The organism is bacterium, assembly GCA_024224155.1.
Classification (GTDB): Bacteria; Acidobacteriota; Thermoanaerobaculia; order Multivoradales; family JAHEKO01; genus CALZIK01.
In genome coordinates this window covers 32,511-59,106 of sequence record JAAENP010000013.1, presented here as the reverse complement: position 1 = coordinate 59,106, position 26,596 = coordinate 32,511, and the positions used below count along the sequence as shown (strand labels likewise).

Annotated in this window: 20 protein-coding genes; 14 read left to right on the top strand and 6 right to left on the bottom strand. The window is 62.9% G+C overall.

Going from position 1 to position 26,596, the window contains the following annotated elements; all coding sequences use genetic code 11:
• Positions 1 to 138: 138 nt before the first annotated feature.
• Positions 139 to 1,068 carry a DMT family transporter gene (locus GY769_01350; protein ID MCP4200563.1) on the top strand — a complete coding sequence of 310 codons (930 nt, stop codon included), beginning with the start codon at positions 139 to 141 and terminating at the stop codon, positions 1,066 to 1,068.
• On the opposite strand, the gene GY769_01345 is transcribed toward GY769_01350, so the two are convergent.
• On the bottom strand, positions 1,029 to 1,766 hold the full coding sequence (locus GY769_01345; GenBank protein ID MCP4200562.1) for a hypothetical protein: 738 nt from the start codon (positions 1,764 to 1,766) through the stop codon (positions 1,029 to 1,031). The two genes, GY769_01350 and GY769_01345, sit on opposite strands and share 40 nt — an antisense overlap.
• A gap of 142 nt (positions 1,767 to 1,908) precedes the next feature.
• On the opposite strand from GY769_01345, the gene GY769_01340 reads away from it, so the two are divergent.
• The gene (locus GY769_01340) at positions 1,909 to 3,129 is read left to right on the top strand and encodes an acyl-CoA dehydrogenase (GenBank protein MCP4200561.1); all 1,221 of its coding nucleotides are present in this window, start codon (positions 1,909 to 1,911) and stop codon (positions 3,127 to 3,129) included.
• A 210-nt stretch (positions 3,130 to 3,339) separates the two neighbouring features.
• On the opposite strand, the gene GY769_01335 is transcribed toward GY769_01340, so the two are convergent.
• Entirely contained in the window at positions 3,340 to 4,533 is a 1,194-nt protein-coding gene (locus tag GY769_01335) for a trans-2-enoyl-CoA reductase family protein (protein ID MCP4200560.1), read from the bottom strand.
• A gap of 219 nt (positions 4,534 to 4,752) precedes the next feature.
• Here GY769_01335 and GY769_01330 point away from each other — a divergent pair, with 219 nt between their 5' ends.
• The 10 genes from GY769_01330 to GY769_01285 all read left to right on the top strand — a co-directional run bounded on the left by GY769_01330 (position 4,753) and on the right by GY769_01285 (position 18,638).
• Positions 4,753 to 5,199, top strand: coding sequence for a PilZ domain-containing protein (locus GY769_01330; protein MCP4200559.1), 447 nt, complete (start codon positions 4,753 to 4,755; stop codon positions 5,197 to 5,199).
• A gap of 66 nt (positions 5,200 to 5,265) precedes the next feature.
• On the top strand, positions 5,266 to 6,570 hold the full coding sequence (locus GY769_01325; GenBank protein ID MCP4200558.1) for an EAL domain-containing protein: 1,305 nt from the start codon (positions 5,266 to 5,268) through the stop codon (positions 6,568 to 6,570).
• Positions 6,571 to 6,575: 5 nt separating this feature from the next.
• Positions 6,576 to 7,667, top strand: coding sequence for a diguanylate cyclase (locus GY769_01320; GenBank protein ID MCP4200557.1), 1,092 nt, complete (start codon positions 6,576 to 6,578; stop codon positions 7,665 to 7,667).
• Complete coding sequence (locus tag GY769_01315) at positions 7,664 to 9,232, top strand: PAS domain S-box protein (protein ID MCP4200556.1); 1,569 nt, start codon at positions 7,664 to 7,666, stop codon at positions 9,230 to 9,232. Before GY769_01320 ends, GY769_01315 begins: the two co-directional genes overlap by 4 nt.
• Before the next feature lie 412 nt (positions 9,233 to 9,644).
• Positions 9,645 to 12,182: a PAS domain-containing protein gene (locus GY769_01310; GenBank protein ID MCP4200555.1), complete on the top strand. Its 2,538-nt coding sequence runs from the start codon at positions 9,645 to 9,647 to the stop codon at positions 12,180 to 12,182.
• A complete protein-coding gene (locus GY769_01305) occupies positions 12,179 to 13,582 on the top strand; it encodes an EAL domain-containing protein (protein ID MCP4200554.1) in 1,404 nt (467 codons plus the stop codon). Before GY769_01310 ends, GY769_01305 begins: the two co-directional genes overlap by 4 nt.
• A 34-nt stretch (positions 13,583 to 13,616) precedes the next feature.
• Positions 13,617 to 16,208, top strand: a complete 2,592-nt coding sequence (locus tag GY769_01300) for a PAS domain S-box protein (protein MCP4200553.1) — start codon at positions 13,617 to 13,619, stop codon at positions 16,206 to 16,208.
• On the top strand, positions 16,205 to 16,834 hold the full coding sequence (locus GY769_01295) for a response regulator transcription factor (protein MCP4200552.1): 630 nt from the start codon (positions 16,205 to 16,207) through the stop codon (positions 16,832 to 16,834). The genes GY769_01300 and GY769_01295 overlap by 4 nt, the downstream gene beginning before the upstream one ends.
• 129 nt (positions 16,835 to 16,963) lie before the next feature.
• The gene (locus tag GY769_01290) at positions 16,964 to 17,407 is read left to right on the top strand and encodes a response regulator (GenBank protein ID MCP4200551.1); all 444 of its coding nucleotides are present in this window, start codon (positions 16,964 to 16,966) and stop codon (positions 17,405 to 17,407) included.
• 43 nt (positions 17,408 to 17,450) lie between these two features.
• Positions 17,451 to 18,638 carry an EAL domain-containing response regulator gene (locus GY769_01285; GenBank protein MCP4200550.1) on the top strand — a complete coding sequence of 396 codons (1,188 nt, stop codon included), beginning with the start codon at positions 17,451 to 17,453 and terminating at the stop codon, positions 18,636 to 18,638.
• Positions 18,639 to 18,850: 212 nt separating this feature from the next.
• Here the strand turns inward: GY769_01285 and GY769_01280 are convergent, their stop codons facing one another.
• Positions 18,851 to 19,798, bottom strand: coding sequence for a zinc metalloprotease (locus GY769_01280; protein MCP4200549.1), 948 nt, complete (start codon positions 19,796 to 19,798; stop codon positions 18,851 to 18,853).
• 281 nt (positions 19,799 to 20,079) lie between these two features.
• On the opposite strand from GY769_01280, the gene GY769_01275 reads away from it, so the two are divergent.
• On the top strand, positions 20,080 to 20,865 hold the full coding sequence (locus GY769_01275; GenBank protein ID MCP4200548.1) for a hypothetical protein: 786 nt from the start codon (positions 20,080 to 20,082) through the stop codon (positions 20,863 to 20,865).
• A 56-nt stretch (positions 20,866 to 20,921) separates the two neighbouring features.
• Here the strand turns inward: GY769_01275 and GY769_01270 are convergent, their stop codons facing one another.
• Complete coding sequence (locus GY769_01270) at positions 20,922 to 21,554, bottom strand: response regulator transcription factor (GenBank protein MCP4200547.1); 633 nt, start codon at positions 21,552 to 21,554, stop codon at positions 20,922 to 20,924.
• A 233-nt stretch (positions 21,555 to 21,787) separates the two neighbouring features.
• Here GY769_01270 and GY769_01265 point away from each other — a divergent pair, with 233 nt between their 5' ends.
• A complete protein-coding gene (locus tag GY769_01265) occupies positions 21,788 to 22,018 on the top strand; it encodes a lasso RiPP family leader peptide-containing protein (GenBank protein MCP4200546.1) in 231 nt (76 codons plus the stop codon).
• Between the two features lie 12 nt (positions 22,019 to 22,030).
• Here the strand turns inward: GY769_01265 and GY769_01260 are convergent, their stop codons facing one another.
• On the bottom strand, positions 22,031 to 23,098 hold the full coding sequence (locus GY769_01260) for a DUF4388 domain-containing protein (GenBank protein ID MCP4200545.1): 1,068 nt from the start codon (positions 23,096 to 23,098) through the stop codon (positions 22,031 to 22,033).
• Positions 23,099 to 23,177: 79 nt separating this feature from the next.
• Positions 23,178 to 26,591, bottom strand: coding sequence for a DNA polymerase III subunit alpha (gene dnaE, locus GY769_01255; protein MCP4200544.1), 3,414 nt, complete (start codon positions 26,589 to 26,591; stop codon positions 23,178 to 23,180).
• Positions 26,592 to 26,596: the final 5 nt, after the last annotated feature.

Below are 26,596 nucleotides of genomic sequence, written 5' to 3'. Positions count from 1 at the left end.
GGCGAGAGAACGCTGGGTGCGACCGAAGCCTGGGAGCAGGCCCTCCAGGCACGCGCGCGCGACTAGTACTAGCACTTGCTGATCGTAGATCCTGCCACCCGCTAGCCGTCCGGCGCGCTACGCTACGTGACCGTACCCATGACCAGAAGCACCAGCGGCCAGGTCCTCGCCAGGTTCCAGGTCTTGGCTGCCGCGGTTCTGTTTTCGACCGGAGGCGCCGCGATCAAGATGGTCGAGTTGGACGGTTGGCAAGTGGCCGGCCTGCGCGCCGGGGTCGCCGCCCTGTTTCTCCTTCTGGCGACTCCGTCGGCCCGGCGCGGTTGGAGCCGGCGAACGGTGCCGGTCGCGCTGGCGTTTGGAGCGACCCTTTTCCTGTTCGTGCAGGCCAACAAGCTGACCACGGCCGCCAACACGATCTTCCTGCAATCGACCTCGCCGCTCTACCTCCTGCTGCTGTCCCCGTGGCTCCTGAAGGAGCATCTGCGTCGCAGGGAAATGGTCATGCTGGCTCTGATCGCGGTCGGGATGGCCATGTTTTTTCTCGGCTCCGAGCCGGCCCAAGCGACGGCGCCGGATCCGGAGCGCGGCAACTGGCTGGCGGCGGCGGCCGGCTTTGCCTGGGCGCTGACGGTGATCGGGCTGCGTTCGCTCAGCCGTGGAGTCTTGAATGCGCGAGGGGACCGGGTTGGCGAGCTCGACGGCAACAGGCCAGGCGGTTCGATGCCCGCGGTGGTCTTGGGCAATGTCCTCGTGTTCGCCGTGTGCTTGCCCAGGATCGAGGGCCTTTCGGGCATCGCCCTGGAGGACGGTTTGGTGGTGAGCTTCTTGGGGGTCGTTCAGATCGGGATCGCCTACATGCTCCTCACCGCGGCCATGCGGCGGGTTCCGGCGATCGAGGCCTCACTCCTGCTCATGGCCGAGCCGGTCCTGAGTCCGGTGTGGGCGTGGTTGATCCACGGCGAGAGCGTCGCCGGGTGGGCCTTGGTCGGTGGCGCCTTGATTCTGGCCGCGACCGCGCTTCCGGGTCTCTACGACGCTCTGCGCGACTCGCCCTCGGATGTGCCGTAGGTCAAGGCCTCCAAGCGACCACTGTGGAGATCACGGCGGCCGTCGAGGTCGTCGCGCACCGCCTGCCTGAATCCCTCGCCGGTGCCCTTCTCGAGCATGCTGTTGCGGTACTCCTCGATGTCCACGAACTCCAAGGCCATCCGAATGGTCTTGAACAGCCGGGGCAGTTTCTGTCCGGGAGATTGCACATGGTGGAGGCCGCCGGAATAGGCAATCAGCATTCGTCCCGACGGAATGGCCTTGAGCACGTCCGCGATTCCGCCGCGCGAGGTCATCGGCTTGCCGTGTTTGTCGAGCCCGTCGGCTCGCTTCATCCGGCCTTCGGGGAAGATGATCACCATTGAGTTCTTCTCCAGCCGATCGATGACGGCCTGCCAGGTGTGATCGGGTTCACGGGTGATCGAGATCATGTGGGGCGCCAGGAGCCGCAGAAAGATGCCGAAGAAAGGACGGGAGATGGTCTTGTCGGCAACCGGAACGTGGCCACGAGTCGCGATCCTCTTCAGAAAATGGTCGGGAAGAGCGCCCGCGAACAGCCATTCGAAGAGACTGGTGTGGTTCATCACGGTGACGATGCGCAGATCGTCCCAGGGTGGATCGGGTTCCCCATTCATCCACTCGAACTCGAACCGATAGAAGATGCGGCTCCAGAGCTTGAGCAGTCTGAGGACCTGCGTGCGCGTGAAGTTCTCCACCATTTACTACTCGGGCCGTCTTGCTGGAGGGCACGGGCCCGGTTTTCGGGCTGCAAGATTCTCTCACAGGGCCGGCCGATCGGCGTCGCCCCTGCGGTAGGATTCTTCCGATGAAATCCGATCTCGACCTTTCAAGGAGAACGCAATGAAAGAGCTACTGCCTAAGCAGGCGCAGGACTACATGGAGCGGGCGCGCCACATCGCTGAGACCGCGGTTTACCCGGTCGCGGCCGACCTCGATCGGTCGGGAGAATACCCCTGGAGCGTTATCGAGGCGCTTCGCGCGGCCGACCTGATGGGCATATGGATCCCCGAAGAGTACGGTGGCAAGGGGGCCGGGGTGCTCGATCTCTGCGTCGTGGTCGAGGAGCTGTCGCGAGCCTGCGGTGGAGTCGGCGTGGGTTACGCGGTCAACGCGCTGGGGAGCTTCCCGATTATCGTCGGCGGTACCGAAGAGCAGAAAAAGAAGTGGCTGCCACCGGTCGCCAGCGGCGAGAAGCTGATTGCGTTCGGACTTTCCGAGAAGGCCTCGGGCTCGGACGCCGGCAGCCTCAGAACGCAGGCGGAGCGCGACGGAGACGAGTACGTCATCAACGGTGAGAAGAAGTGGAACACCAACGGCAACGCGGCCAGCTTTTACACGGTTTACTGCTCGACCCGCCCGGATCGTGGTCATCGCGGCATCTCGGCGATCATGGTCGAGAAGGGCACGCCGGGTTTCGAGATCGGCAAGCGCGAAGAGCTCATGGGCATCCGCTGCGTGCCGGTGCACGAGCTCTACTTCGACAACTGCCGCGTACCTGCCGAGAACCTACTCGGTAACGAAGGCCAGGGGTTCGGCAATGCCATGAAGACTCTGGATCGGGCGCGTCCGGGTGTTGCCGCGCAGGCCGTCGGTCTGGCGCAGGGAGCCCTCGATTGGGCAGTGCGCTACACGTCGGAACGCCAGCAGTTCGGCCAGTCGGTGCTTTCGTTTCAGGCGACCCAATTCAAGGTCGCCGATCTGGCAACCGAGATCGAAGCGGCGCGCCAGATGGTGTGGACCGCGGCTCGCGCCATCGATGCCGGCATCGGTAACGTCACCAAGTTCGCCGCGATGGCCAAGGTATTCGCCACCGACGTGGCGATGAAGGTCACGACCGAGGCCGTTCAGATGTTCGGCGGCTATGGCTACTGTCGAGATTATCCGATCGAGAAGTACATGCGCGACGCCAAGATTACCCAGATCTATGAAGGCGCGAATGAGATTCAGCGCCTGGTGATCGGCCGCGCGCTCACCAAGGAGGCCGGCAGGGCGACCGGCCATCTCGACGTCAAGGTCGAGCACTTCGAAGAGGAGCTCGAACAGGTCCCGGTCGGCGTCTAGCCGACCGAGCCGGTGGGTCGGGGGATCGAGGCCATTCGGCCTCCCGGGTTCGGATGCCTGCAGGAGCGCCGCGTGCGCCCCGGAGCGAACCTCTCTTCGTTCGCGAAGGGGCGGTACCGGCGTGACTCTATCGCTTCGGTCGGCACCCTTCGCTTCGTTCGAGGGCAAACGGAGGTCGACCGCCACAGCGTCGGGGACGGAGCCTCGGCGCTACTCCCATGAGACGTCGGTTTCGACCGGTTCGTCGTAGTCGACGCCGTCGACCTGGAACCCGAAGAGCTGCAGGAACTCGCGCTTGAAGCCGCTCCAGTCGCTGATCTCGTTGAGGTTCTCGGTGTCGACGATCTCCCACAGTTCCTGAACCCGGCGCTGGGTCTCGGGAGACATCTCGCGATCGTCCAGCCGGATCCGTCGATGCGCGTCGAGGGTCGGCGTTCGTCCGGGACCGACATGATCCTCGAACATCCGGATCATCTGATCGCTTGGCAGCTCGTGCGTTCCGGCCTCTTTCATGACCCTGTAAAGCAGGCTTTTGTAGAGCGGAACGGCCGGGATGACCGCCGATGCCTGGGTGACGGCGGCTTTGTTGACGCTGATCCAGCAGTGTCCGCCGACGAGGTCCTCGAGCAGGGAGTCCAGCCGATTCGCGGTCGCCTCTAGATGCTCTTTGGCCCGGCCGATGGTGCCGGTGCGGTAGATGGGATGAGTGACACGAGGTCCGATGTAGGAGTACGCCAGAGCGCGGGCGCCGTCGGCCAGGAGACCCTCCGCGGCCAGCAGCCGAATCCACAGCTCCCAATCCTCTCCGCCCATGACCTTGACCGTCGCTTCGACCTCCTCTTCGGTAGCCGGCTCGAGGCCATGACCGGTGACGGTCTCCGAGCGGAGCTCGATGTGCTTGCCCCCGTGCGGCGTGCCGATCGGTTTGATCACGCTGTTCCAGACGGTGTCTGAATCGGGGTCCTTGCGCCGCGGGCTGGCCAGGCTGTAGATGACGAGGTCGACGAGGCCGAAGCGCTCCCGAAGAATCTCCACGACCTGTGTTCTCATTTCGTGGGCAAAGGCATCACCGTTCAAGGTCTCGACATGACGACCCTGTTCACGGGCCATTCGATGGACTTCCGCGATGTTGTACCAGCCGGCACTCGCGGTCCGAGTCTCCTGGGCTGGGCGCTCGAAGCAGACGCTCAGCGCGCTCGAGCCCCAGCCCCAGATCGCCGTGGCCAGCGAAGCCAGGCCGTATCCGGTGCTCGAGCCGAGGACCAGGACGTTCCCGAGCCCGGTCTTGGGCCCGGCCTGTTGGACCTTGTCGACCAGGCGCCGAACGTTGACCGCACAACCTTCCGGATGGGCGTTGGCGCAGATGAGGCGCCGGACCCTCGGGGTTACGACCTTTCTCGCCATGTTCTTTCGCGCCTCGTCTCGATCACTCCCGCGCTCGGCCTCTCGGTTCGCAGCGCGGGTCGGTGGACTGCACAGGTTCGCGGCATCCTACCGCAGCGGTTGGCGCGAGGTCGCCGGTCCCCGTCGGTTGTTCTCTTACACGGCCGCGGGGGCGTCTCCTATCTCGCGCCCGGCCTTCGTCCGGTTCCCGCGGTCCGAATGGGTGGGTACATTATCTGCATGAGCAACGCACAGATCCAGGTCAAGCTAGGCCGATGCGAGACACAGGGCGGAACCAGTTCAGAACTGTCGATCGACGAGAGGACGCGGTACAAGGTCGACAATGTCGAAGGGCGCCTGGGCACGTTCGACACTGCAAACGTGGTGAATATCAGCCTGGGCGGTCTCGCGATTGAAACCCACAAGTACCTTCAGGTCGGCAAGAGCTACCCGATGAGGTTCAAGCGCCCAACCGGGCTGCTTCGGTTGAGCGCGACCGTTGTGTGGAGCCGGCTCATCAGGACAGTGCCGATCGAGAACAAAGAGTTTCGCCCCATCTACATGGCGGGATTCCGGTTCTCGAGCCTGACGGCAAAGCAAAGAGCAGAGCTCGAAGCATTCATCGTCGACGAAGTCGACCGAACGGCCGCCGGTCGTGCGGAGCCGCGACTTGATGCAAGTGCCTGACCTTCGCAAGCACGGGCGACGACCGGGCGCTTCGTTGGAGGCCCGAGTCGGGAGGGGACTGCCGCCATGACTGAGGCGCGGCGTCGAATCCTGATTCTGGATGATGATCCGGAGACCCTGCGGCTGCTTACGGCCTACTTACGGGCGCCTCACGTAGATCTTGTCGCCTGTTCCGAGATCGAGGCCGCGGAGTGTCTGATGGATCGCCAGAGATTCGATGTTCTGGTTACCGATCTGGAAGTCTCGGACCTGGGCGGACTTGAGGGAATCCGGCTGATCCGTCATGTGGCCTGCAACTTTCCAGGGACCGACGTGATTGTCTTCAGCGGCAAGATCGACGAAAGCGTTCGAACCCTCGGCAGGGCCCTTGGTGTCGTGGAGCTGCTGGAAAAGCCCGAGGGTTTGAACCGGCTCAGGGAGTCGGCAGGCGTTGGCTTGTCCGCCGCAAGCGCACCTCCCCGGAACGGGACCGGAACGATCGGATATGTCGAGACCTTGGACGAGATCCTCAGAAGTCGTTGCATAACGGCGGTCTTGCAGCCGATCATTTCGCTCGAGCCCGCACATTCCTCGGCGACCGCGTTCGGCGTGGAGGGTCTTTCCCGGGGACCCGAGGGATCGCTGCTGAGGAACCCGGAGATTCTCCTCGACTATTCCTCGAGGAAAGAGAGACTGTTTGAGGCCGAATTGCAGTGCATCGAAGCCGTTCTGGTCGAAAGCTGCCAGCTGCCCGGTCTCGGCAGGCTCTTTATCAACACCAGTCCAAGGTCGTTGTCGACACCTGACTTCGTCGGCCGACTCCGCGATCTGGTTCGGCAGCATGGTTATTGCGAGAACGACATCGTCCTGGAGCTGACCGAGCAGCAGTCCATTATCAACCTCCGAGCGTTCGACGCGACGCTCGACTCGCTTCGTGGCTATGGGTTCGGGTTGGCCCTGGACGACTATGGCAGCGGATTCGCCAATCTCCATCTGGTACAGCAGCTGAGCCTGGACTACGTGAAGATCGACGGTTACTTCTGCAACGGCATCGCCAGCGATTCGAGGAAGCAGGCGATCGTTGGGTCGACCGTGGACATGACTCGAAAGCTGGGCATTTCTACGATCATGGAACGGGTGGAAACGGAAGAGGAGCTCAAGGTAGTGCGGCGCCTCGGAGTCGACTACGCCCAGGGCTACTACTTCTCGGCACCCCTGCCAGGTAGCGAGCTGGCGGCGTGGTTTCAGCCTGCTGCTCCGACCGCGAGCACGGTGGCTACTTCCACGGAGTTGCCGGCCGGATCTTCCCGTGGTGGTTTGTCCTACACGCCGTCGGGGCCTTGGCCGATTGTCCAGGGGACGCTGGGATCGCAGTATGAGACCAGGAAGTGATCACGATGTCGATCCTCGAGGCAGCCAGCTACTCCGAGACCAGTCTGAGGTTCTGTTCCGCGGTAAGCGCTGGGCCCGAGACAGCGAGCGTCGCAGCCGCGGATCGCGTCGAGCCGGCCCGACCCACCGGCACGGGCAAGGTGCTCGTCATCGATGATTCACGGGTGGCGCGACGATACCTCGAGACGGTTCTGCTCAAGAGTGGGGTTTGCAGGCTCGTTTTGCTTGCCGAGAGTGGAAGAGAGGGGATGAGTCTTCTCCGGGAGCACGACGTCGACCTCGTGCTCAGCGACGTGAACATGCCCGGCCTCAGCGGATTCGACTTTCTCACGCGAATGAGAGCCGACCGAGCATTCGCCGAGATACCGGTGATCATGCTTACCGGCGAGCAGAGCTTCCAGTCGAAGCTCAGATGCCTGGAATCCGGAGCGTCCGATTATCTTCTGAAGCCGTTCGCCGACGAGGAGTTGGTTGCTCGCGCCAGGATTCATCTCCAACTCAAGGGCCTTCAGGACGAGCTGCGAAGCAAGAACGAGCAGCTCAGTGAGCTGGCGCATCTCGATTCCCTTACGGGAATACCCAACCGCCACTCTTTCTTCGAGAGCCTCGAGCGCGAGCTCGGCCGGGCTCAGCGGCAACGGCAGCCCTTGACGCTGGGCATGATCGACATAGATCACTTCAAAAGGGTCAACGACGAGCGTGGCCATCTCTGCGGCGACCAGGCTCTCGTCCGGACCGCGGAGCTACTGAAGAGTGGCTTGCGCAACTACGATCTCCTGGGCAGATATGGTGGCGAGGAGTTCGCGACCCTATTTGTCGATGCGGGGGCGGAGGTTGCCATGATCATTGCCGAGCGTTGTCGACGCCGGGTGGCCGAAAGTCCCTTCGTTCTCGATGGCCGGAAGCTCAATATCACCGTGAGCATAGGGTTGGCCTTGGCTCTGGAGCCGGAGCCGGGCATGCTGACCGAGCTGATCTCGCGGGCGGATGAAGCTCTGTACATGGCCAAGCACCGGGGCCGCAACCAAGTGGTCCTGGCGCCTCAGGAGATCGCCTGTGTTGGCGGTGGTCGAGAAAGCGGAGACCGATCCCTATGAACCAGCAGCAACCCTCAGTGGAAACCGATGAGGGCCCGCTCGCTTGTGGTGAGCCGGCGACCAGCAACGGGGAGTTTCGAGCTCTCTTCGAGAGCGCGCCCGACGCCATTCTCGTCGAGGATCTGGATGGCAACGTGCTGGACGTCAACCCGGCGGGCTGTCGTTTACATGGCCTGCGCCGGGAAGAGCTGATCGGCCGGAACTTCGTGGATCTGGTTCCTCCGGAAGACAGATCGGAGGCACTCGACAGGTTCGCCGATCTGGCAAACGGGAGAGCGGATCAGGCCGAAGGGACGAGCTACACGAGCGACGGGCGCTCGATACCGGTCAGCTTGAGAGTGAGTCATTTCAGCTACCTCGGCAATCCGGCGCTGTTGTTTCACGTCAGCGACATCACCGGCCAGCGCCAGCTCGAGGAGCGGCTTCGTCAGTCTCAGAGGATGGAGGCGATCGGCCGTCTGGCCGGCGGCGTCGCCCACGACTTCAACAACCTTCTGACGGCGATACTCGGCTACACCGAGCGCGGCATCTCATCCCTTGCGCCCGATCACCCCGCGCAGGCCGGCCTGATCGAGATTCAGAAAGCCGGCGAGCAGGCAGCCGACTTGACTCGCCAGCTCCTCGCTTTCAGTCGTCAACAGGTATTGCAGCCCAAGGTACAAGACCTGAACAAGATCGTCACCGACATGGAAAGCCTGCTTCGCCGGACGATTGGGGAAGACATCGAGATAGTGACCAGGCTCGAGCCGGGACTCGAGCGAGTCAAGGTCGACGGCGGTCAGATCGAGCAGGTTCTGCTGAATCTGGCGGTCAACGCGCGAGATGCCATGGTGGACGGAGGTGAGCTCTTCCTCGAAACCCGAGACGTCATTCTGGACGAGCACTACGCGGCTGCCCACATCCCGGTTCAGCCGGGTGCGTATGTAGCGCTCACGGTCTCGGATTCGGGGTCCGGAATGAATGAGGACGTCCGCGGCCAGATCTTCGAGCCGTTTTTCACCACCAAGTCGCCGGACAAAGGGACCGGGCTCGGGCTCTCGACCGTCTACGGCATCGTCAAGCAGAGCGGAGGCTACATCTGGGTCAACAGCGAGCCGGGGAAGGGGACGTCGATCGATATTTTCCTGCCCCCTGTCGAAGCGGAGATTGAAGAGACTCCGGCAGAGATGGGGATCGACCCCGAGATCGCAAGGGAGAAGACGATCCTGTTGACGGAGGACAATCAAATGGTCCGCCAGCTGTCGGGACAGGTTCTCGAAGAGCTCGGGTATCGAGTCCTGACGGCCGAAGACGCGGAAGAAGCTCTGCGCTTGAATGCGTCTCACAGCGGACGCATCGATCTACTGGTTACGGATCTGGTGCTACCCGGCAAGGACGGCTTGACTCTGACGCGCATGATCCTCGCGGAGAATCCGGGCACGAGAGCGCTGCTCATGACCGGCTATTCGAGCAAGGCTCGGTTCAATCCGGAGCCGCTGCTCGAGGGAACGTCGTTCCTGCAGAAACCATTCACGCCCAAGGACCTCGAGAGAGCCGTCGGACAGGCATTCCAGCAGCCGGAGTAACCCGCCTACCGGGGGAGCTCTGGGTGCCGGAGATGGATCCGTTGGTTGGGCTCCCCAGGCGCTGAGCATCACTTGGTTTGTAGGTCTCGGTCCTACAAGGCGCTTGCCCGGACCTCGCCCGGAGACCAGACTAGTTCCTATAGCAGCGCGCCCGCCTGCCTTCTAGCATTCCCGCATGGTGGAGTGGTGGAGGTCGCCGGCGGCGGCCAGGCGCGAGACCGGGCGAGAGCACCCGAGCCTCGCGAAGAGGCGTCGAGATCCGTGGCACCTCCGGAGACGTTGCCGGGCTTTCGAGAGAAAGGTGTCAGATTTCCGGCCCATGAGGGAATCTGTAGTTAATGAGGACTTGTTTCGTCCGTCCGGGCGAGGGTCCACCCGGCTCTTCTATCTCGGAGCTCGGAGCAGTTAGGCAATGCGCACTTACCTCACCAGAATTCCGTTCCTAGCTGGGAGGATCAGCTCGGAGGCGAGGGAGACTCTGGACGGGCAGGTCCTGCGGGCGCTGGCTCCGGTCTCGGGCGGCTTGGCCATCGCGTTCTCGCTATTCGCCGTCCTCAACTTGTTGGATGACCTGTCGCCCCGGGCGACGACCGCGATCGTCGGCGGGGACCTCGGCTCGGTGGGCTGCTTCCTCTTGCTGTACATCGCGCTGAAGCGCCGGATGATCCCCGCGCGCCGGGCCAACGTCTTGGCCTTGGGTGTCGTCGCCCTCAGCCTTGCCAACATTCTGGTGGTCATTGGGCTCGCACGGGAACCGCTCTATCTCAGCTATTTGGCGATCGTGGCCGTTGCCTGTGGCTCGATTCTGCTGTCCTTGCGATGGCTGCTGGCCGCGCTCGGGCTTGCGGCGGTTTCCTCGGCGCCTCTGGCGTGGAGGATGCTCTCGTCGGAGAGTCTTTTCCACTACGGTGTTCTGCTCGTCGCCGCTTCGGCGCTCGCTGTCATCGTTCTCGTCGCGCGGCGAAGCGATGCACTGGCAACCCACAGGGCCCTGGCCTCGGCCAAGCGGGAGACTGCCAGGCGTCGCGAAACGGAAGCGTCACTGCTCGACAGCGAGCGACGAATGGAGTTCGCGATCGCCGGGTCGCAGGGCGGCTGGTGGGATATCTCGATGGACCCGGACGCCCCGGAAACGCTTCCCGACGCCATCACCCTGGATCCGACGGTCAAAGCGTTCATCGGCTTCGAAGATCACGAGTTTCCCGGTTCTCTGCGGGAGTGGCGCAGTCGGATTCTGCCGGCGGACCTGGAAAGGCACTCGGCCGCGGTAGCCGAGCATCTGGCCGGAAAGACGCCGCTGCTCGAGGTCGAGTACCGCATTCGCCACAGAAAGGGCGGTGTTCGCTGGATCTACAGCAGGGGCCGCATTCAGCGAGACGAGAATGGCAACCCGACGCGCTGGTCGGGCATCGACTGGGACATCACCGATTCCAAGCAGACCGAGGATCGCCTGAATCTGCTCACGCGAGCGGTCGAGCAGAGTCCGAGCCTGGTGATCATCACCGACATCGAAGGCACGATCGAGTACGTGAATCCCAAGTTCACCCGTACCACCGGCTACTCCGCCGAAGAGGCGATCGGCAAGAAGCCAAGCTTCTTGAAGTCGGATCAGACCGCCCCCGATACCCATCGGGAGCTCTGGGAGACCATAGCGGCGGGCCGCGAATGGCAGGGCGAGTTCCGGAACACGAAGAAGGACGGCAGCGCCTTCTGGGTGATCTCCTCCATCTCGCCCATCAAGAGCGCGACCGGCGTCACGCAGCACTACCTGGCGGTGCAGGAAGATGTCACCGAGCGAAAGAAGGTCGAAGCCCGGCTGGCGCAAGCCCAGAACCTGGAGAGCGTGGGACAACTGGTCAGCGGTGTGGCCCACGACTTCAACAATCTTCTCACCGCGGTCATCGGGTTCGCCGAGTTGGGGCTGCGCCAGGCCGCCGAAGGCATGCCACTTCACAGGGAGCTGATGGAGATCAAGAAGGCCGGACTGAGCGCGAGCGATCTGACCCGTCAGCTCCTGGCCTTCAGCCGGCGGCAGATGCTGGAGCCCCGTGTGCTCAATCTGAACGACGTCGTGACCGATGTCGAACAGCTCCTCAAACGCACGATCAACGAAGACATTCACGTCGAACTGACCCTGGACCCCGATCTGGGCGCGACCCGGGTCGACCCCGCTCAGGTGAGCCAGATTCTGGTCAATCTGGCTGTGAATGCGCGTGACGCAATGCCCGAAGGCGGCCGGTTGACGATCGAGACCGCTGAGGTCGAGCTCGACGGGGATCACGCCTTCGGTACCGCGGTTCCCGACCCCGGACCCTATGTCCTACTGGCGGTCTCAGACACCGGCGAGGGCATCGACGAGCAGACGCAAGAGCGCGTCTTCGAGCCCTTCTTCACGACCAAGCCGCGAGGTCAGGGAACCGGCTTGGGCCTATCCACTGTGTATGGTGTGGTCAAGCAGAGTGGTGGTTTCATCTCGCTTTATAGCGAGCCGGGGATTGGAACGTCCTTCAAAGTCTATTTTCCGAGAGTCGAGGCGACGGTCGAGGCTCGTACAGCACAGGCCGCAACCGAGGCTCGAGGCGGAGGTGAGACGATCCTGGTCGTCGAGGACAATGATGGGGTGCGCAAGGTGGCCGCCCGAACCTTGAAGAACCGGGGCTACCGCGTCTTCAGTTGCGCAGAGGCGCAGGAGGCCGTCCGCATCTTCGGCGAACAGGAGATCGACCTCCTGCTTACGGATATCGTGATGCCTGGTACGAACGGTGCCACGCTGGCCCAGGATCTCAAGGGGAAGCGGCCGTCTCTGCAGGTGCTCTTGATGTCGGGCTATACCGAACGCTCGGTTCTGGATGCTCACGAGATGGGTTTCGATACATTCTTTCTCCACAAACCGTTTCGGCTCGATGACCTGCTCACCAAGGTAGGTCGCTGCCTGGACAGCAGGTCGTGAGCGCAGGCGACCCTTCTGTCAGGACGATCCTGATCGTTGATGACGAGCCGGAGAGCCTCGGGGCCCTGGTCGAGTACCTGAGGGCCCCTCATCTTCACATCATGACGTGCTCTGAGATCGAGGCCGCGGAGTGCTTGATGGATCATCACGGCGTGGATGTTCTGGTTACCGATCTCGAGGTCGCCAACCTGGGAGGTTTGAAGGGAATCCGTCTCATCCGGCACGCCGCCGCCTGCGCTCCGGAGTTGGAGGTGGTCGTTTTGAGCGACGGGCTGACTCCCGAGCAGCGCGATCTCGCGATGGCTCTGGGGGTGACGGAGCCGCTCGAGTACCCGAAAGATCGGAATCGCCTTCGGGATCTGATCGCGGACGCCCCCCGCGCGCGGGGCCGTGCCACCGGCAAGGCCGGCGGCGAGGTGACGCATATCGGTTCGCTGGAAGAGGTTCTCGAGAGTCACGGCATCTCCGCCGTGCTTCAACCGATCTTTCATCTCGACTCGGCACTCCCGGTCCCGGAGGGCTATGGCGTGGAAGGCCTGGCGCGCGGACCGGAGGGGTCGGTTCTGCGGGACCCCGAGATCTTCCTGGCCTATGCGTCGAAAAAGGAGAGGCTTCTCGAAACCGAGCTGCAGTGCATTGAAGCCGTGCTCGACGAGGCTCGACATCTGTCACGGGTCGGCAAGCTGTTCATCAACGTACGGCCTCGCTCGCTGTCGACTCCCGGGTTCGCGATGAAACTCGTTGAGCGGGTGCTCGAGCACGGCTTTCGTCCAAGGGACATTGTTCTGGAGTTGACCGAGCAGCAGTCGATTCTCGACCAGCGAGCTTTCGGCGCGATCCTGAACGCCCTTCGAGAAGACGGCTTTGGACTGGCTCTGGACGACTTCGGAAACGGGTTCGCCAATCTGCACCTTGTCCAGCAGTTGCCGCTGGACTACCTCAAGATCGATGGCTTCTTTTGCCGGAACATAGAGAATGATCCGCGAAAGCAATCGCTCGTCCGTTCGATCGTCGAGATGGCGCGAGGCTTGGGGATCGCGACCATTGTGGAGGCTGTGGAGACGGAGAGCGAGCTCGAGGCCGTGGGCTCGTTGGGAGCCTCGTTGGCGCAGGGTACTTACCTTTCCCCTCCGGTGCCCGGCTCGGAGCTGGCGAAGTCGTTCAGTCCGCGGAAGGCTACGGATGGCGGGGAGGATTCCTCGAGCTCCGAGCCGGAGGAATGGCTGCCGGTCAGGGGAGAGCAGGATCGCGTCGATCATGAAATCTCGAACCTGTTGACGGCGATCGCTCTCTACGCGGCGCAGAGCATGAAGAGAGTGGGGACGGACCACGCTCTGTACGAGGACCTGAGGCAGATTCTGTCGGCGAGTGAGGAGGCCATCGCGCTGAAGGAGAGCTGAAGACGACAAGCGATACTCTCTCGGAGTCCGCTAGATGCTTGTTCTCGCCACACAGATTCTCCTTGTCGGACTGGTCGTCCTCGGCTTGTACGCCCTTAAGGGGCGTCTGGGCCTTGCCCTGGTCTTCGTGTTCGTCGCCTCCAATCAGTTCGTTCAAAACCTGTTGGTGACGACGGTCTACGTCGACCTCTTCGACCGCTACCCGGTCTCGCCGGGATCGGCGGTGCTATTCAGCTCGAGCCTGTTCGCGCTGCTGCTGATTTACCTGAAAGAGGACATTGCGACTACCCAGAGGCTGATCTACGGCATCCTGCTGGCCAACCTGACTCTCGCTGCCGTGGCCCTGAGCACGCGCTGGGGCGTGGCCCAGGGCCAACTCGAGGAAATCGGCGCCGTGTCGGACTGGTTCGCGCATTACGAGATAGGTGGCTTCGCTCTGGGAACGGGGCTCCTCGTCGCGGATGCGTTCCTCTTGATCATCCTCTACGAAACGTTTCGCTCGAGATTCCGTTGGATCCCGGAGTGGTTTCGAATCGTGTTTTCACTCTTGATCGTGCTCTGGCTGGACACGGCGGTCTTCGTCGGGTTGGTGTTTCGCGGCGAGCCCGGCATGGTCGACACTCTGTTCGGGAACCTGGCGGGCAAGGGCCTTGCCGGGGTCCTCTACGGGAGCCTGTTATGGGGCTACCTCAAGTTGAGTCGAGAAGATCCAGCTGTTCAGGAGAGCCGGGAAATCAGGGATCCGCTGTCGATTCTCACGTTCGGAGAGCGCTACCAGCTCCTCCGACAAGAGGTCGAGCAGCTCGAGCGGCTGCGCGAGCGTGAGAGACAGCGCGCTGAGATTGCCCTGCGCGGCGCCAGGCTGGGTGCCTGGAACTGGCAGATCCAGACCGGCGAGACCTTCCACGACGACCTCTGGGCGGAGATGCTCGGCTACTCGAGAGAGAGGATAGACGCCCGCATCGAGTCTTGGCAGAACCGGATCCACCCCGAAGATCGAGCTCCGGTGAAGGAGACTCTGAACGCTCATCTCGACGGAGCCACTCCGTTCTATGAAGTCGAGCACCGGCTGCGCACCAGGACCGGTGACTGGAAGTGGATTCTGAGCATGGGCAGGGTCGTGGAGTGGGACGAGGACGGAAGACCGCTTCGGATGACCGGAACCCACATGGACATCCACGAGCGCAAGCTGGCGGAGGAAAGGGCCGCCCGCTTCAGCGTAGTGCTCGAGGGGTCCCTCAACGAGATCTACACGTTCGACGCCGAGACGCTTCGATTCGAGGAGGTAAACCGCGGCGCCAGGGAGAATCTGGGCTACTCGATTGAAGAGCTCCGCCGGCTGACCCCCCTAGATATCAAGCCGGAATTTACCGCCGAGTCTTTCGCGGAGCTGCTCGAGACCCTGCGACGGGGGAGCCAAAAGGTAGTCCACTTCACCACGGTTCACCTGCGCAAGGACGGAACGCGATACCCCGTCGAGGTCCATCTCCAGCTCATGACCGGTGGCGCACCCGTCTTCGTCGCCATCGCTCTCGACATCACCGAGCGTCGGCGAGCGGAGTCCGAGCTCCTGCAGCTGGAAAGGCGATACCGGGAGTTGTTCGAGGGAGCACCGCTGCAATATGTAATCACCGAGAGTCACGACGGCGTTCCCATCGTGACCGAGAGCAACTCCACGTTCCTGGAAACCCTGGGCTATGAGCGGAACGAGGTCGTAGGGCGCCCTTTGAGTGACTTCTACACGCCGGAATCAACCACCGAGTTGTTGGAAGGAGGCGGATATCAGAATGCCTTGGACGGGCAGCCAGTTCACTCTGAGCGGCAGCTGGTGGCCAAGAGCGGCGAGGTGGTCGAAACTCTGCTGCGGGCGCTGCCGGAGACGGACTCGGACGGCAAGGTGACAGGTACGCGCGCGATGTATGTGGACATCACCGATCGCAAGAGAGCGGAGACCAAACTGCGGCACTCGGAGCGACAGTTGCGCAGGCTGGCGGCCCGGCTCGAGGCGATTCGTGAAGAGGAGCGCAAGGAGATGTCGCGGGAGATCCACGACGAGTTGGGGCAGGCGCTGACCAGCCTCAAGATCGATCTGTCCTGGATGGGGCAGAAGCTCGATAGCGCTCCGAGCGACCTCGTCGGACGGGTCGAATCGATGATCTCCACGGTGGATCAGACCATCGAGCAAGTGCGTGACTTGTCGGCGCGGCTCAGACCGGCCGTGCTCGATGACCTGGGTCTCGGTGAGGCCGTCCGCTGGCAGGCTCGGCAGTTCGCCGACCGATCAGGCCTCGAGTGTTCCGTGGATCTGCGGGCTCCGGCGGAAGCCGACCTTGATTGCGAAGCGGAGTGCGCGACGGCGGTTTTCAGGATCCTCCAAGAAGCACTCACCAACGTTCTGCGCCATGCGGAAGCCAGTCGGGTCGAGATCACGCTGGGCCTGGTCCGTTCGCAGTTAGAATTGAGGGTGGAGGACGACGGTAAGGGGATGGGTTCGGACCGGGTGTCGGGTGAAGGCTCCCTCGGGTTACTCGGAATGCGTGAACGTGCGGAACAGCTGGGCGGGTCGGTGGAGACGGGCGCGTCGGGGACCGGTGGCACCATGGTGTTGGCGAGGATTCCCCTATGATCCGCCTTCTCGTCGCCGATGACCATCCGATTGTTCGGGAGGGCTTGAAGCGACTCGTCGAGGAGTGTCGCGACATGGAGGTCGTCGGCGAGGCGGAGTCGGGGGACGAGATCCTGGCAATGGCGCATACCCACGAGGCGGACGTCGTCTTGCTCGACGTGTCGATGCCCGGTCCCGGGGTTCTCGAGACCATCCGGCGGCTCCGGCTCACGAGAGAGCATCTCCGCATCCTGGTGCTGAGCGTGCAGCCGGAGGAGGAATACGCGACGAGGGCGCTACGGGCAGGGGCGAAGGGCTATCTCATGAAGAATCACTCGCCGGAAGAGCTGGTCGGTGCCGTACGCAAGGTCTTTGATGGGGGCACCTACATCAGCTCGGCGCTGGCAGAGAGGCTGGTGTTCGAGCCGGACGCCACGGAGTCCCCGCCTCACGAGAGGCTCTCGAACCGCGAGTTCGAGGTCTTGAGGATGCTGGCGAGCGGTCAGTCGATCAAGGAGATCGGCGCGCGGCTGTCTCTGAGCGCGAAGACGATTAGCGGCTATCGCGCGCGTCTCCTCGAGAAGCTGGACCTCAGGACGACCGCAGACCTGATTCGGTACGGCATCAAGCACGGGCTCGATTCCTAGGCCGGAAGCGATTCACCGGCTCAGACGCTCCTTGTAGGTCTTTCTCCTACAGGGTTGTGCATCAAACCTCGCCCCGAGACGAGAGCTACTCCGGTGTCTTGATCGGCGGTGGTGCCCTACGCTTTCGACATGAAGTTATCGCCTGGCGGGCCGACTGAACCGGGGGGGCTGGGCCTGAGCGTTCCGATGAAGGGTCTGGTCGTGGACGATTCACCGGCCATTCGTCGGAGATTGATCGAGAGGTTGGAGGGAATCGAAGGTGTCCGGGTCGTCGGCGAGGCCGGAGACACCGGGGAAGCGCTCGCGGCGATCAGGAGTGCTCCGCTCGATTTCATGACCCTGGACATTCGAATGCCGGCCGTGGGCGGTTTGACCCTGTTGGGAGCGCTCCAGAAGATGGCGCATGCCCCGCGGGTCGTGGTCATCACGAACAATGCCACTCCCGAGTATCGCCGCCGCTGCATGGAACTGGGTGCGTTCGCGTTTCTGGACAAGTCGAACCAGTTCGACGAGCTGATTCTCATCGTCGAGAAACTGCAGCGAACCACGGCTCACGAAAGACGGAGGGTGTGAGCAAGTCCTCGGAGGAGGGATCTCGCACACCGACCACCGCATCGTGAAAAGAGCCCTGATCCTGGACGACGACCCGGTCGTTCTGAACCTGCTGGTGGAGTTTCTGAGAGGTCCTCGGCTCCATCTCGTGACCTGTTCCGAGATCGAGGCCGCGGAGTGCCTGTTGGACCGGGACCCGTTCGATGTGCTGGTCACGGATCTCGCGGTTTCGAACCTGGGTGGGGCGGAAGGCTTTCGCCTGGTCCGGCACGCACGCGCTCATTTTCCGAACCTCCAGGTGATCGTTTACAGCGGCATGCTGAACGACGAGTTGCGCGACCGGGGGCTGGCTCTGGGAGTGATCGAGCTGCTCGATAAGCCCGCCGGGTTGCTGCGGCTCAAGGAACTGATCGAGATGGGCTCGCCCGACCGCGCTCGAGAGCCCGCCGACAGCGGCGAGGTAACGCGGGTGGCGACCTTGGACGAGGTCCTCGCGAATCACGCGATCTCGGCCGTTCTGCAGCCGATCGTCGCTCTCGCCCCGACGGTCTCGTCACCGGCGCTTCTCGGAGTCGAGGGTCTGGCCCGGGGGCCCGAGGGCTCGGGGCTCGGGAGTCCCGAGCTTCTGCTGGGTTATGCATCAAGAAAAGAGAGACTCTTCGAAGCCGAGCTGCAATGCGTCGAGGCGGTGCTCGGCGAAGCCCGACATCTTCCAGGCATCGGAAAGCTTTTTGTCAACATGAGCCCGCGCGCGCTGTCGGCGCCGGGGTCTGCGACGATCCTCGCCGACCTGGTGAGCCACCACGGCTACCGGTACGACGACATCGTCTTGGAGCTGACCGAAGAGCAGTCCATTCTCAATCTGCCGGCTTTTGACGTGACTCTGAACGATCTGCGTGAGAAGGGCTTCGGGCTGGCACTCGACGACTACGGCAGCGGCTACGCGAATCTCCAGCTCGTGCAGCAGCTGCCACTCGACTATCTCAAGATAGACGGCCTGTTCGCGCGGGATCTTCCAGGTGCCCTCCGGAAACAGGCGATCGTGAGCTCGGCCATCGAGATGGCGCGCGAGCTCGGTATTTCGACAATCATGGAGCACGTGGAAACCGCGGACGAGCTCGAGATCGTCAAGAACCTCGGAGCGGCATTTGCCCAGGGCTACTATTTTTCGGCGCCGAGACCGGCCCGGGAGCTGGCGTCCTCATTCGCGCCTCCGGCGGTGACCGGGGCGATTCTCCGGGACCCGAGCTAACCTGTTGTTGACGGCGCCCGCCCTTCCTGCGCATCCCGCCTTCTCGCTCCGGGTTCTCGCGCATCGTTCTTGCCGCCTTCGACGCGGCGGTCATCGTCCGGGTACGAATTGCAGGGTGGTCCGAGCATCAGATCCGAACAGCAGACCTCGGCGAGTGAGTGCGACATAACGGTTTCCTCCGTGTAGCTCGGTGTTGTTCCGGAGGCTCGTTTCTACAAGCTCTGGCGGAAGGCCGCGATCGCATCTCGCATCTGCTCGCCCTGTCCCGGTGTGAACTGGTTCATGCAGGAGTCGTCGGTGTAATTCATGTAATTGCGCACCGAGTCCATTCCGGGCGCCGAACAGGTGTCGCGCTTGAGAGGACAGCCGAAAGCGGGGGATTGTTCGGCGGGGGTGTCGGCAACCTGGTCTCCGTCCGAGCAGCCGCCCTCAAAGGTGTGGTACAGGCCCAGGTAGTGCCCGACTTCGTGGACGAGGGTGTCGCCCAGATTGAAGGGGGCCGCTGACCCCTTGGGGAAGGTGGAGTACTGCAGGACGACTCCGTGCATGAAACTGTCTTCCGGGAGATCCCAGGGGTGCGAGGAGTAGCCGAGATAGCCGTCGGGCATGCAGGTGTAGATGTTGAGGGTGTTGGCTGGATCAACGGCGTGGCGACTCTTGAAGTCGCGTTCGATGCCCTTGTCGGCGCAGCCTCTGGCGAACTCATCGTCGACGTGGCGGCGGATCGCCTGAAGCTCGAACCGGATGCCATGTGAGGCGTAGGCTCGGTTCAGGACACGGATCTGGCGCTTGATGTGCTTCTTTTTCAGATGCCCCGTGCGGTCCGACGTGCGCACCATGTGCAAGACGAGCGGGATGTTGAGCTCGCCGTAACGGTGCGAGCGCCCCCGGTTGGCGATCAAATCACCGAGCGCGGCATCGATCATGGTGCGCTCGAACTGGCCGACCGAACGCGTGGCGCATTTGACACCCGGTCGCATGGCTCCATCGGCGTCAGCGAAGGCGATGTTCTCTTTGAGGTCTCGGCGATCGGAATCGCGAGGAAACTGCTGGAGGAAACTGGCCGTCTCGCCGGTCTGAGCGAAAGCGGGCACCCAGCCGCAACCGAACAGGATCAGTGTCACGAGGAGGACTGCGCTCGATCTGATGGTGTTGGTCATAGCGTGGTTCCCTTCCGCGTCATGCGATTGGTGTGTTTCACGACGCCTCAAAGGTAACTCCGATGGCGGCGACTCTGAATCGGCGATCTTCTGTGCTCTCTGACAGCAGAATGCGTCTGCCCGGGTAGGCGAACAAAGCACGTCGAGTCGGACGAGCTCGCAGCAGCTGTAGGCCGATTGGTTGATCCGGGGCGGGCTTTTGGCCTACAAGGCGGTGGGTGTTTCGCCGGTGTTCGATGGGTCCCGAAAGGGGCGATGATGAGTCGACAGGAGATCGACCCATGCTGGCACTAGACCCCCTACCCACAGTCACCAGAGCCCGTCCCGAAGAAGGCCATCTCCAGTTCATGCGCCGACGGCTCCGGCACACGAGCTCGGGCTGGACGGCAAAACAGCTCGAGGACACGGAGCTCGTCGCCGAGGCCGACGACAACAAGATGTTCTGGGAGCTGATCGGAATACGGGTCAAGGGGCACCCGGGAGTCATCCTGGGCGCGGTCAAGTTCCGGAGGCAGACCTCGGAGTCCGCCTATGCCCGGCAGTCGCTGCCTTCCTATCTGGCGCTGGAAAGCCCGGCGGGCGACGGTAGTGCTCCCCATCAGCGGGCGCTGGTTTCACTCGAGGTCCCGGACGCGACGGAATCCGTTCCCGAGTTCCTTCGTGAGCTGACCGGCAAGAGCAGCCGGCACCAGGTGCTCGTCGACAAAGCGCTGATCCAGCTGGTGTTTGACTTGAGAACCAAGAACCCGTCGATCGAGAAGCTGAGCCGCCCGGCCGTATCCGTGCGTCACAAGGTGGTTCTTCGCACTCGGTGCGGCCACGTAATCTCCGGAGATCTGCTGGATCTCGACCTGAAGCTGCACCGGGACATGCCTTTTGTGGCCTTGACCATGGGCGTGCAGCACACCATTCACGGGAATATCCCGTTACCGGCGCTGTTCTTTCACCGGCGGTCCATCTCGATGCTGTTGGAGATGAGCGGCGTGGACGAACTGGAAGACAAGCTGGCCTGTGCCCCGTTCAGGCTCGAGAACGCCAACCCGCTACACCTGATCCTCGAGGGCTAGCCCGATCCGGTCAGCAGCGAATGCGCCCCGAGCGCCGGCCCGAGCCGAGAGAGGCGTCAGTCGATGAGGTCGTTGTCGAGCACGTAGCGCATGATCTCGGCGTTGTTCCGGAGCTGCGTCTTCTCGAGGATTCGGGTTCTATAGGTGCTGACCGTCTTGACGCTCAGGTTGAGCTCGTCGGCGATCTCCGAGACCGTCTTGCCGTCCCCGATCATGCGCATGACCTGAAACTCGCGGTCCGAGAGACTCTCGTGCGGCATTTGGGACGAGTCCCTGCCGATGCTCTGAGCCAGCAGCTCCGCCAGGGCTTCGCTGATGTACTTACCACCTCCGTGGATCTTGCGAATTGCGGTGATCAGCTCGTCGCTGGCGTTGATCTTGGTCATGTAGCCGTCGGCGCCAGCTCTCAGACAACGCAGAGCGTACTGGTCTTCCGAATGGGAGGTCAGCATCAAGACTCGCATGCCGGGGTTCCACCGCTTCAGCTCTTCGACGATCTCGAGACTGTCTCGCCCGGGCATGACGACGTCCAGAAGAACGATGTCGGGCTGAAACTCCCTGCTCTTGTCGAGGGCCTCGGGGCCATTCTCGGCCTCGGCCACGACTTCCAGCGAGCTCTCGTCCTCGAGCACTCGCCGAAGCCCGTCTCGAAACATCTTGTGGTCGTCGGCTATAAGGACTTTGATCATCGCTCGGGTCGGCCTGTCGATTGCTGGGTTTTTCGCGATTCTAGCATGCGCGGCGGCACAGATCTGCCCGCGTTCTCGGTGAGACCGAGTACCCCCTCGCCCGGGGCGGACCGGCGCCCGTTCGAGTTGCTCTTGATACGGGTGGAGTCGTCCTTTGTCCTACGTTCGAACCAGGTTTTCCCCGCTGTCGGGATCTGCGGCCGGCGCCGATAATCGAAGGCGGAGGAGAGTACGTGTCACCGGCAAGACCCCGATTGAAAGTAAGCCACCCGCGGGGCACCGGTCCGGCCGGGCTGGAGGACGGCCGTGGTGCTCTTGCGGTTGCGCGCCTCGCTCGATCGGAGAAGCGGCGCTACAAGTCCCCCAGGCTCGAACGCCACGGCGACCTGCGAACCCTCACACTCGGCGGCTCTCCAGGCGTCGGCGACAGCGGCGACATGTTCTCCCAGAATCCTCTCGTCTAGGCGTTCCTCGGGCTAGCTGCGGCGCAGCTTCTCGAACTGCTCGATTCGCTTTTCAAGCAGCTGTTTTTCCATCGCCAGGCCGGCCTGCAGCAAGAGCAGCTCGAAGTCGTCGAGGCTGCCGATCGGGCGGGCGTGACCGGCGTTGTCGCCATAGAGCACCAGCATGGTCTCGCCGTTGAGGAGCAGGGGCAGGGCCGCGGACTCGGTTGGCTGAATCCCGCCCAAGTGGCTCAGCAGGTAGAGGTTCCATTCGAGCCGCTCCATCTTGCCGCGCTGGGTCGTCCGGCCCTCGGCCGCCCGCGAGAGAATCGAAGGCTGGTTCTTGGGTAGCTTGAGACTGCCCCGGCCGGGACCTTCGCCGTCTGCGAAGCCGAAGTGCCCCATGCTCACGAAGTTGCCCTGGCTCAGAATAAACAGCACGCCGCGGGCGAACACGCCCTTGCCGAACTCGATCAGTGCCGAGGTCACTTCGCCCGTGAATTCGGGCGATCTGATCTCTTCCATCAGGGCCCGGAGACCGACGAGCCGCTGAGTGCCGGACTGCGCGTTGAGATCGTCCAGGTCGATTGCCTCTTCTTCGGCGAGCTTCGCCTCGAGCTCCTCCAGGACTTCGCCCGGTGAGACCCCCTGGGCGAGCAAGAGGTCGCCGGTGTCGATGCTGATCTCGCCGTGGTCGATGAGCTCGAAAGGCTCGAACTTGAAGAAGCCCTGTTGCCATTGCAGAAACTCGCTCAGGACCTTTTCCAGTTGCTGGCGCAGCACTTGCTCCAGGTCCTTTGAGGTGACGTGCCCGGCGTCGATCAGGATCGTGCCCAAGCGTTGTTCGGTTGCGTCCGAGTGTTGAATCTCCAGAGCCTCGACCAGCTGATCCTGAGAGATCAAGCCGCCGCAGAGAAGGAGATGCCCGAGCGTCTCGCGGGCGGCCGAGCTCGAGGCATAGACGATCTCGCCCTCGCGAAAGACGATGATGCCCTCGGCGTCGCTGCGTGTCAGGTTGAGCTTGCCGGTCTTGCGATTGGAAGCGACGATCTGCAGTAGATCTGCGAGTTGGAACTGATCGAGACGGCCGACGAAACTCATTGTGTGAGGGCTCTTCGGCGTACTGTGCGCCGTGGAATGGCCTAGTTTAGCTGTTCTGAGTCTTTCGGATGCCTTCGCGCTAGCGAAAGTCGTGGCTGGGTGTCGGGGCGATCTCCGGTAAAGGCCAGAATCGTTCGCCCTGGATCGAAAGCGAGCCGTCCCGGTGCTGAACGGTTCCTTCGACGATCAGTCCCGGACTTCCGATCAGAGTCTTGCGGTGCTTCCGGAGCAAGTCGGGCCGAACGATGGCTTGCACCATCCCGGATTCGTCTTCCAAGGTGATGAAAAGCACGCCCTTTGCGGTCCCCGGGCGCTGGCGGACGATGACCGTCCCTGCGGTTCGGACTCTCTCTCCGTTGCGGACCTTTCCCACCGTCGCCGTCTGCAGGATCCCCTGCCTGCTGAGGCTTTTTCGAATATGGGCCAAGGGATGCACTCCGGTCGTGATGCCGGTAGTGGAGTAGTCCGCGAAGGTCTCTTCGATAGCCGACATCTCCGGCAATGGGCTCGAAGTCGCGCGGCCTTGTTCCCTATCGCCGTCTCGAAACAAAGGCGCGCTGGGTTTGGACTCCCAGGCTACCTGCCATAGGGCCTGCCGCCGCGTGAGCCCCAGAGAAGCCAGGGCACCGGCTTCGGCGAGGTGAGTCAGCTCGTCTTCGCGCAGATCGCATCGGCGGGCCAGGTCGGCGGCGTCCTTGAACGGCCCGGTGGTTCGAGCATTTTCGATACTCTCGCCGGATTGCTTGCGCAGTCCGTGGATGTAACGCAGGCCGAGCCGTATGGCGCCCTCTTCGCAGCGGCATTTCCAGTCCGAGAAGTTGACATCCGCCGGCCTGGCTTCGACCCCGTGCCGCTGGGCGTCCTTGACCAGGGTGGCGGGGTGATAGAAGCCCATCGGCCAGGCGTTGAGCAGCGCCACACAAAAGGCGGCGGGGTGATGGCATCTCAGGTACGCGCTGGCGTACGCGATCAGCGCGAAGCTCGCCGCATGCGATTCCGGGAACCCGTAGAGAGCGAATGATGTGATGGATTTGACGATCGCGTCCTGGGTATCGCCGGTAATACCGCGCTCGGTCATGCCCTGGCGCAGGTTCTGCTCGATCGTGTGCATGCGCTCGGTCGAGCGCTTGAAGCCCATGGCGCGGCGCAGTTCCTCGGCTTCGCCACCGGAGAAGCCGGCCGCTTCCATGGCGATGCGCAAGATCTGTTCTTGAAAGATAGGGACTCCCAGGGTGCGTTTCAAGATCGGCTCGAGGCAAGGGTGGGCGTACTCGACCGGCTGCCGGCCGAGGCGGCGCTCGAAATAGGGATTTACCATGCCGCCGACAATTGGGCCCGGTCGGATGATGGCGACCTGGATCACGAGGTCATAGAACCGCTCGGGCTGGTTGCGCGGTAGCGATGCCATCTGGGCGCGGCTTTCGACCTGAAAGACGCCGACCGTGTCGGCTTCGCGCAGCATCTTGTAGGTGGCCGGATCATCCGCGGGCAGATGGGCGAGGTCGATGTCCTTGTTCTCGTGAGTTTTGATCAGCGGAATAACCTCTTCGAGCGCTTGCAGCATGCCCAGTCCCAGAAGGTCGACCTTGATGATGCCGAGATCGGCGCAATCGTCCTTGTCCCACTGGACGACGACTCGATCTTCCATCGCCGCCGGCTCGAGCGGTACGACTTCGTCGAGACGGCCGGCGGCGATCACCATTCCGCCGGAATGCTGGCCCAGGTGGCGCGGGATATTGTGAATGCGACGCCACATCTCGGCGAAATGGCGAATCCGCGGGCTGTCCGGGTCGAAGCCGGCGGCCTTCAACTCGTCGGCCATCGACTTGGGGTCGCCGCGCACGAGATCGTAGTGCCAGCTGCCCAGCTGCTTGGACAGCTTGTTCTGTTGTTCGAGCGAGAAACCCAGGGCCTTGGCCACTTCCCTGGCGGCCGAGCGATTGCGGTAGGTGATGACATTGGCCGTCATCGCGGCCCCGTGGGGTCCGTAGCGCCGGTAGACGTACTGGATGACCTTCTCGCGTTGATCGCCGGAGGGAAGATCGAGATCGATGTCCGGCCATTCGCCGCGCTCTTCGGAGAGAAATCGCTCGAAGAGCAGCTCCATCTTGACCGGATCGACCGCGGTGATCGAGAGCGCATAGCAGACGGCGCTGTTTGCGGCCGAGCCCCGGCCTTGAGCCAAGATGTTCTCGCGCTTGCAGAACTGAATGATGTCCCAGACGATCAGGAAGTATCCGGCCAGTTCGAGTCTTTCGATCATCGCCAACTCGTGCTCGATCTGTCTTTGCGCGCGCGAGGTGAGCGGTCGGAATCGAGCGCGGGCTTCGTTCCAGGTGATGTGGCGCAGATACGACATTTCGGTTTCACCGGGTGGCAGGGGATAGTCGGGGAAGCGATAACCGAGGTCGGAAAGCGTGAAGTCGAGACTCTCGGCGAGCTCCACGGTCTGGTGCAGGGCTTCGGGTAGATCGGCGAACAACTCGGCCATCTCCGCGGCGCTTTTGAGATGGCGTTCCCGGTTGGCGTCGAGCAACCGTCCGGCCTGGTCGAGCGTGGTGTGGTGCCGAACCGCGGTCAGCACATCGTAGAGCCGGCGATCGTCCGGGCGGGCGTAACGAACCCCGTTGGTGGCCACGATCGGAATACGATGCGCGCGGGCTTGTTCGAGGAGGAAATAGTTTCGTGCTTCCTGGCGGGGCTGCCGGTGGCGCTGGATCTCGATGTGCAAACGTCCGGGGAAGAGCCCTCGGAGGCGTTCCAGAACCTTCCGTGCGCTATCCGGAGCGGGCGACTTGCCGTTTTTGGGGCCGGTTGAAGCCAGGGCGTCGGCAATCAAGCCTTGCGGTCCACCCGCCAGGCAGTGGAGACCGCGGCTATAGCGTTCGATCAGCTCCCAGTTCGCCACGGCCTCGCCCTTGGGGTGGTCGCGCGCCATGGCGGTCGAGAGCCTGCACAGATTGCGGTAACCGGTGCGGCTGGCGACCAGGAGAGTGAGTCGGGCAGCTTCAGCTGCCCGACTCATCCCGAGCGCAGCGAGGGATCTCTCGCCAACCGTTCGGTTTGTGTTTGTCGGTGGCTTGGAGGGATGCCTCGCTACGCTCGGAATGACCTTGGGGGCGTTCGCCGCCAAGGTCACCTCGGCTCCTACCAGGGCCTTGATCCCGGCTTTTTGGGCGGCTTGGTGGAAACGGGGCGCGCCATAGACCCCGTTGCGGTCGACCAGGGCGACGGCGCCGAGCCCGAGCTCGGCCGCGCGCGCGATCAGATCCTCGGGAAGGGAGCCCCCTTCGAGAAAAGAGAACGCCGAGGCCGCGTGCAACTCGAAGTAGGGAAGGCGACCACGATGCGAGCCTTGCGGGGCATAGTAGCGCTCTTTGACCTTTTCCTTGCGAGCTCCGGGAGACGTGCGCAGCCACTCCAGGCCGTAGCCGAAGTCCCGAGCGGGCGGGCCTTTGTCTCGCCGACTCCCGCCATGATGACGAGCCGCCATCGCAA

Coding starts and splice junctions, on each gene's coding strand:
- GY769_01310 (MCP4200555.1), top strand. CDS start 9,645: ATGCGCACTTACCTCACCAGAATTCCGTTCCTAGCTGGGAGGATCAGC.
- GY769_01315 (MCP4200556.1), top strand. CDS start 7,664: ATGAACCAGCAGCAACCCTCAGTGGAAACCGATGAGGGCCCGCTCGCT.
- GY769_01280 (MCP4200549.1), bottom strand. CDS start 19,798: ATGACCAACACCATCAGATCGAGCGCAGTCCTCCTCGTGACACTGATC.
- GY769_01290 (MCP4200551.1), top strand. CDS start 16,964: ATGAAGTTATCGCCTGGCGGGCCGACTGAACCGGGGGGGCTGGGCCTG.
- dnaE (MCP4200544.1), bottom strand. CDS start 26,591: ATGGCGGCTCGTCATCATGGCGGGAGTCGGCGAGACAAAGGCCCGCCC.
- GY769_01270 (MCP4200547.1), bottom strand. CDS start 21,554: ATGATCAAAGTCCTTATAGCCGACGACCACAAGATGTTTCGAGACGGG.
- GY769_01295 (MCP4200552.1), top strand. CDS start 16,205: ATGATCCGCCTTCTCGTCGCCGATGACCATCCGATTGTTCGGGAGGGC.
- GY769_01260 (MCP4200545.1), bottom strand. CDS start 23,098: ATGAGTTTCGTCGGCCGTCTCGATCAGTTCCAACTCGCAGATCTACTG.
- GY769_01320 (MCP4200557.1), top strand. CDS start 6,576: ATGTCGATCCTCGAGGCAGCCAGCTACTCCGAGACCAGTCTGAGGTTC.
- GY769_01325 (MCP4200558.1), top strand. CDS start 5,266: ATGACTGAGGCGCGGCGTCGAATCCTGATTCTGGATGATGATCCGGAG.
- GY769_01330 (MCP4200559.1), top strand. CDS start 4,753: ATGAGCAACGCACAGATCCAGGTCAAGCTAGGCCGATGCGAGACACAG.
- GY769_01350 (MCP4200563.1), top strand. CDS start 139: ATGACCAGAAGCACCAGCGGCCAGGTCCTCGCCAGGTTCCAGGTCTTG.
- GY769_01335 (MCP4200560.1), bottom strand. CDS start 4,533: ATGGCGAGAAAGGTCGTAACCCCGAGGGTCCGGCGCCTCATCTGCGCC.
- GY769_01275 (MCP4200548.1), top strand. CDS start 20,080: ATGCTGGCACTAGACCCCCTACCCACAGTCACCAGAGCCCGTCCCGAA.
- GY769_01340 (MCP4200561.1), top strand. CDS start 1,909: ATGAAAGAGCTACTGCCTAAGCAGGCGCAGGACTACATGGAGCGGGCG.
- GY769_01300 (MCP4200553.1), top strand. CDS start 13,617: ATGCTTGTTCTCGCCACACAGATTCTCCTTGTCGGACTGGTCGTCCTC.
- GY769_01345 (MCP4200562.1), bottom strand. CDS start 1,766: ATGGTGGAGAACTTCACGCGCACGCAGGTCCTCAGACTGCTCAAGCTC.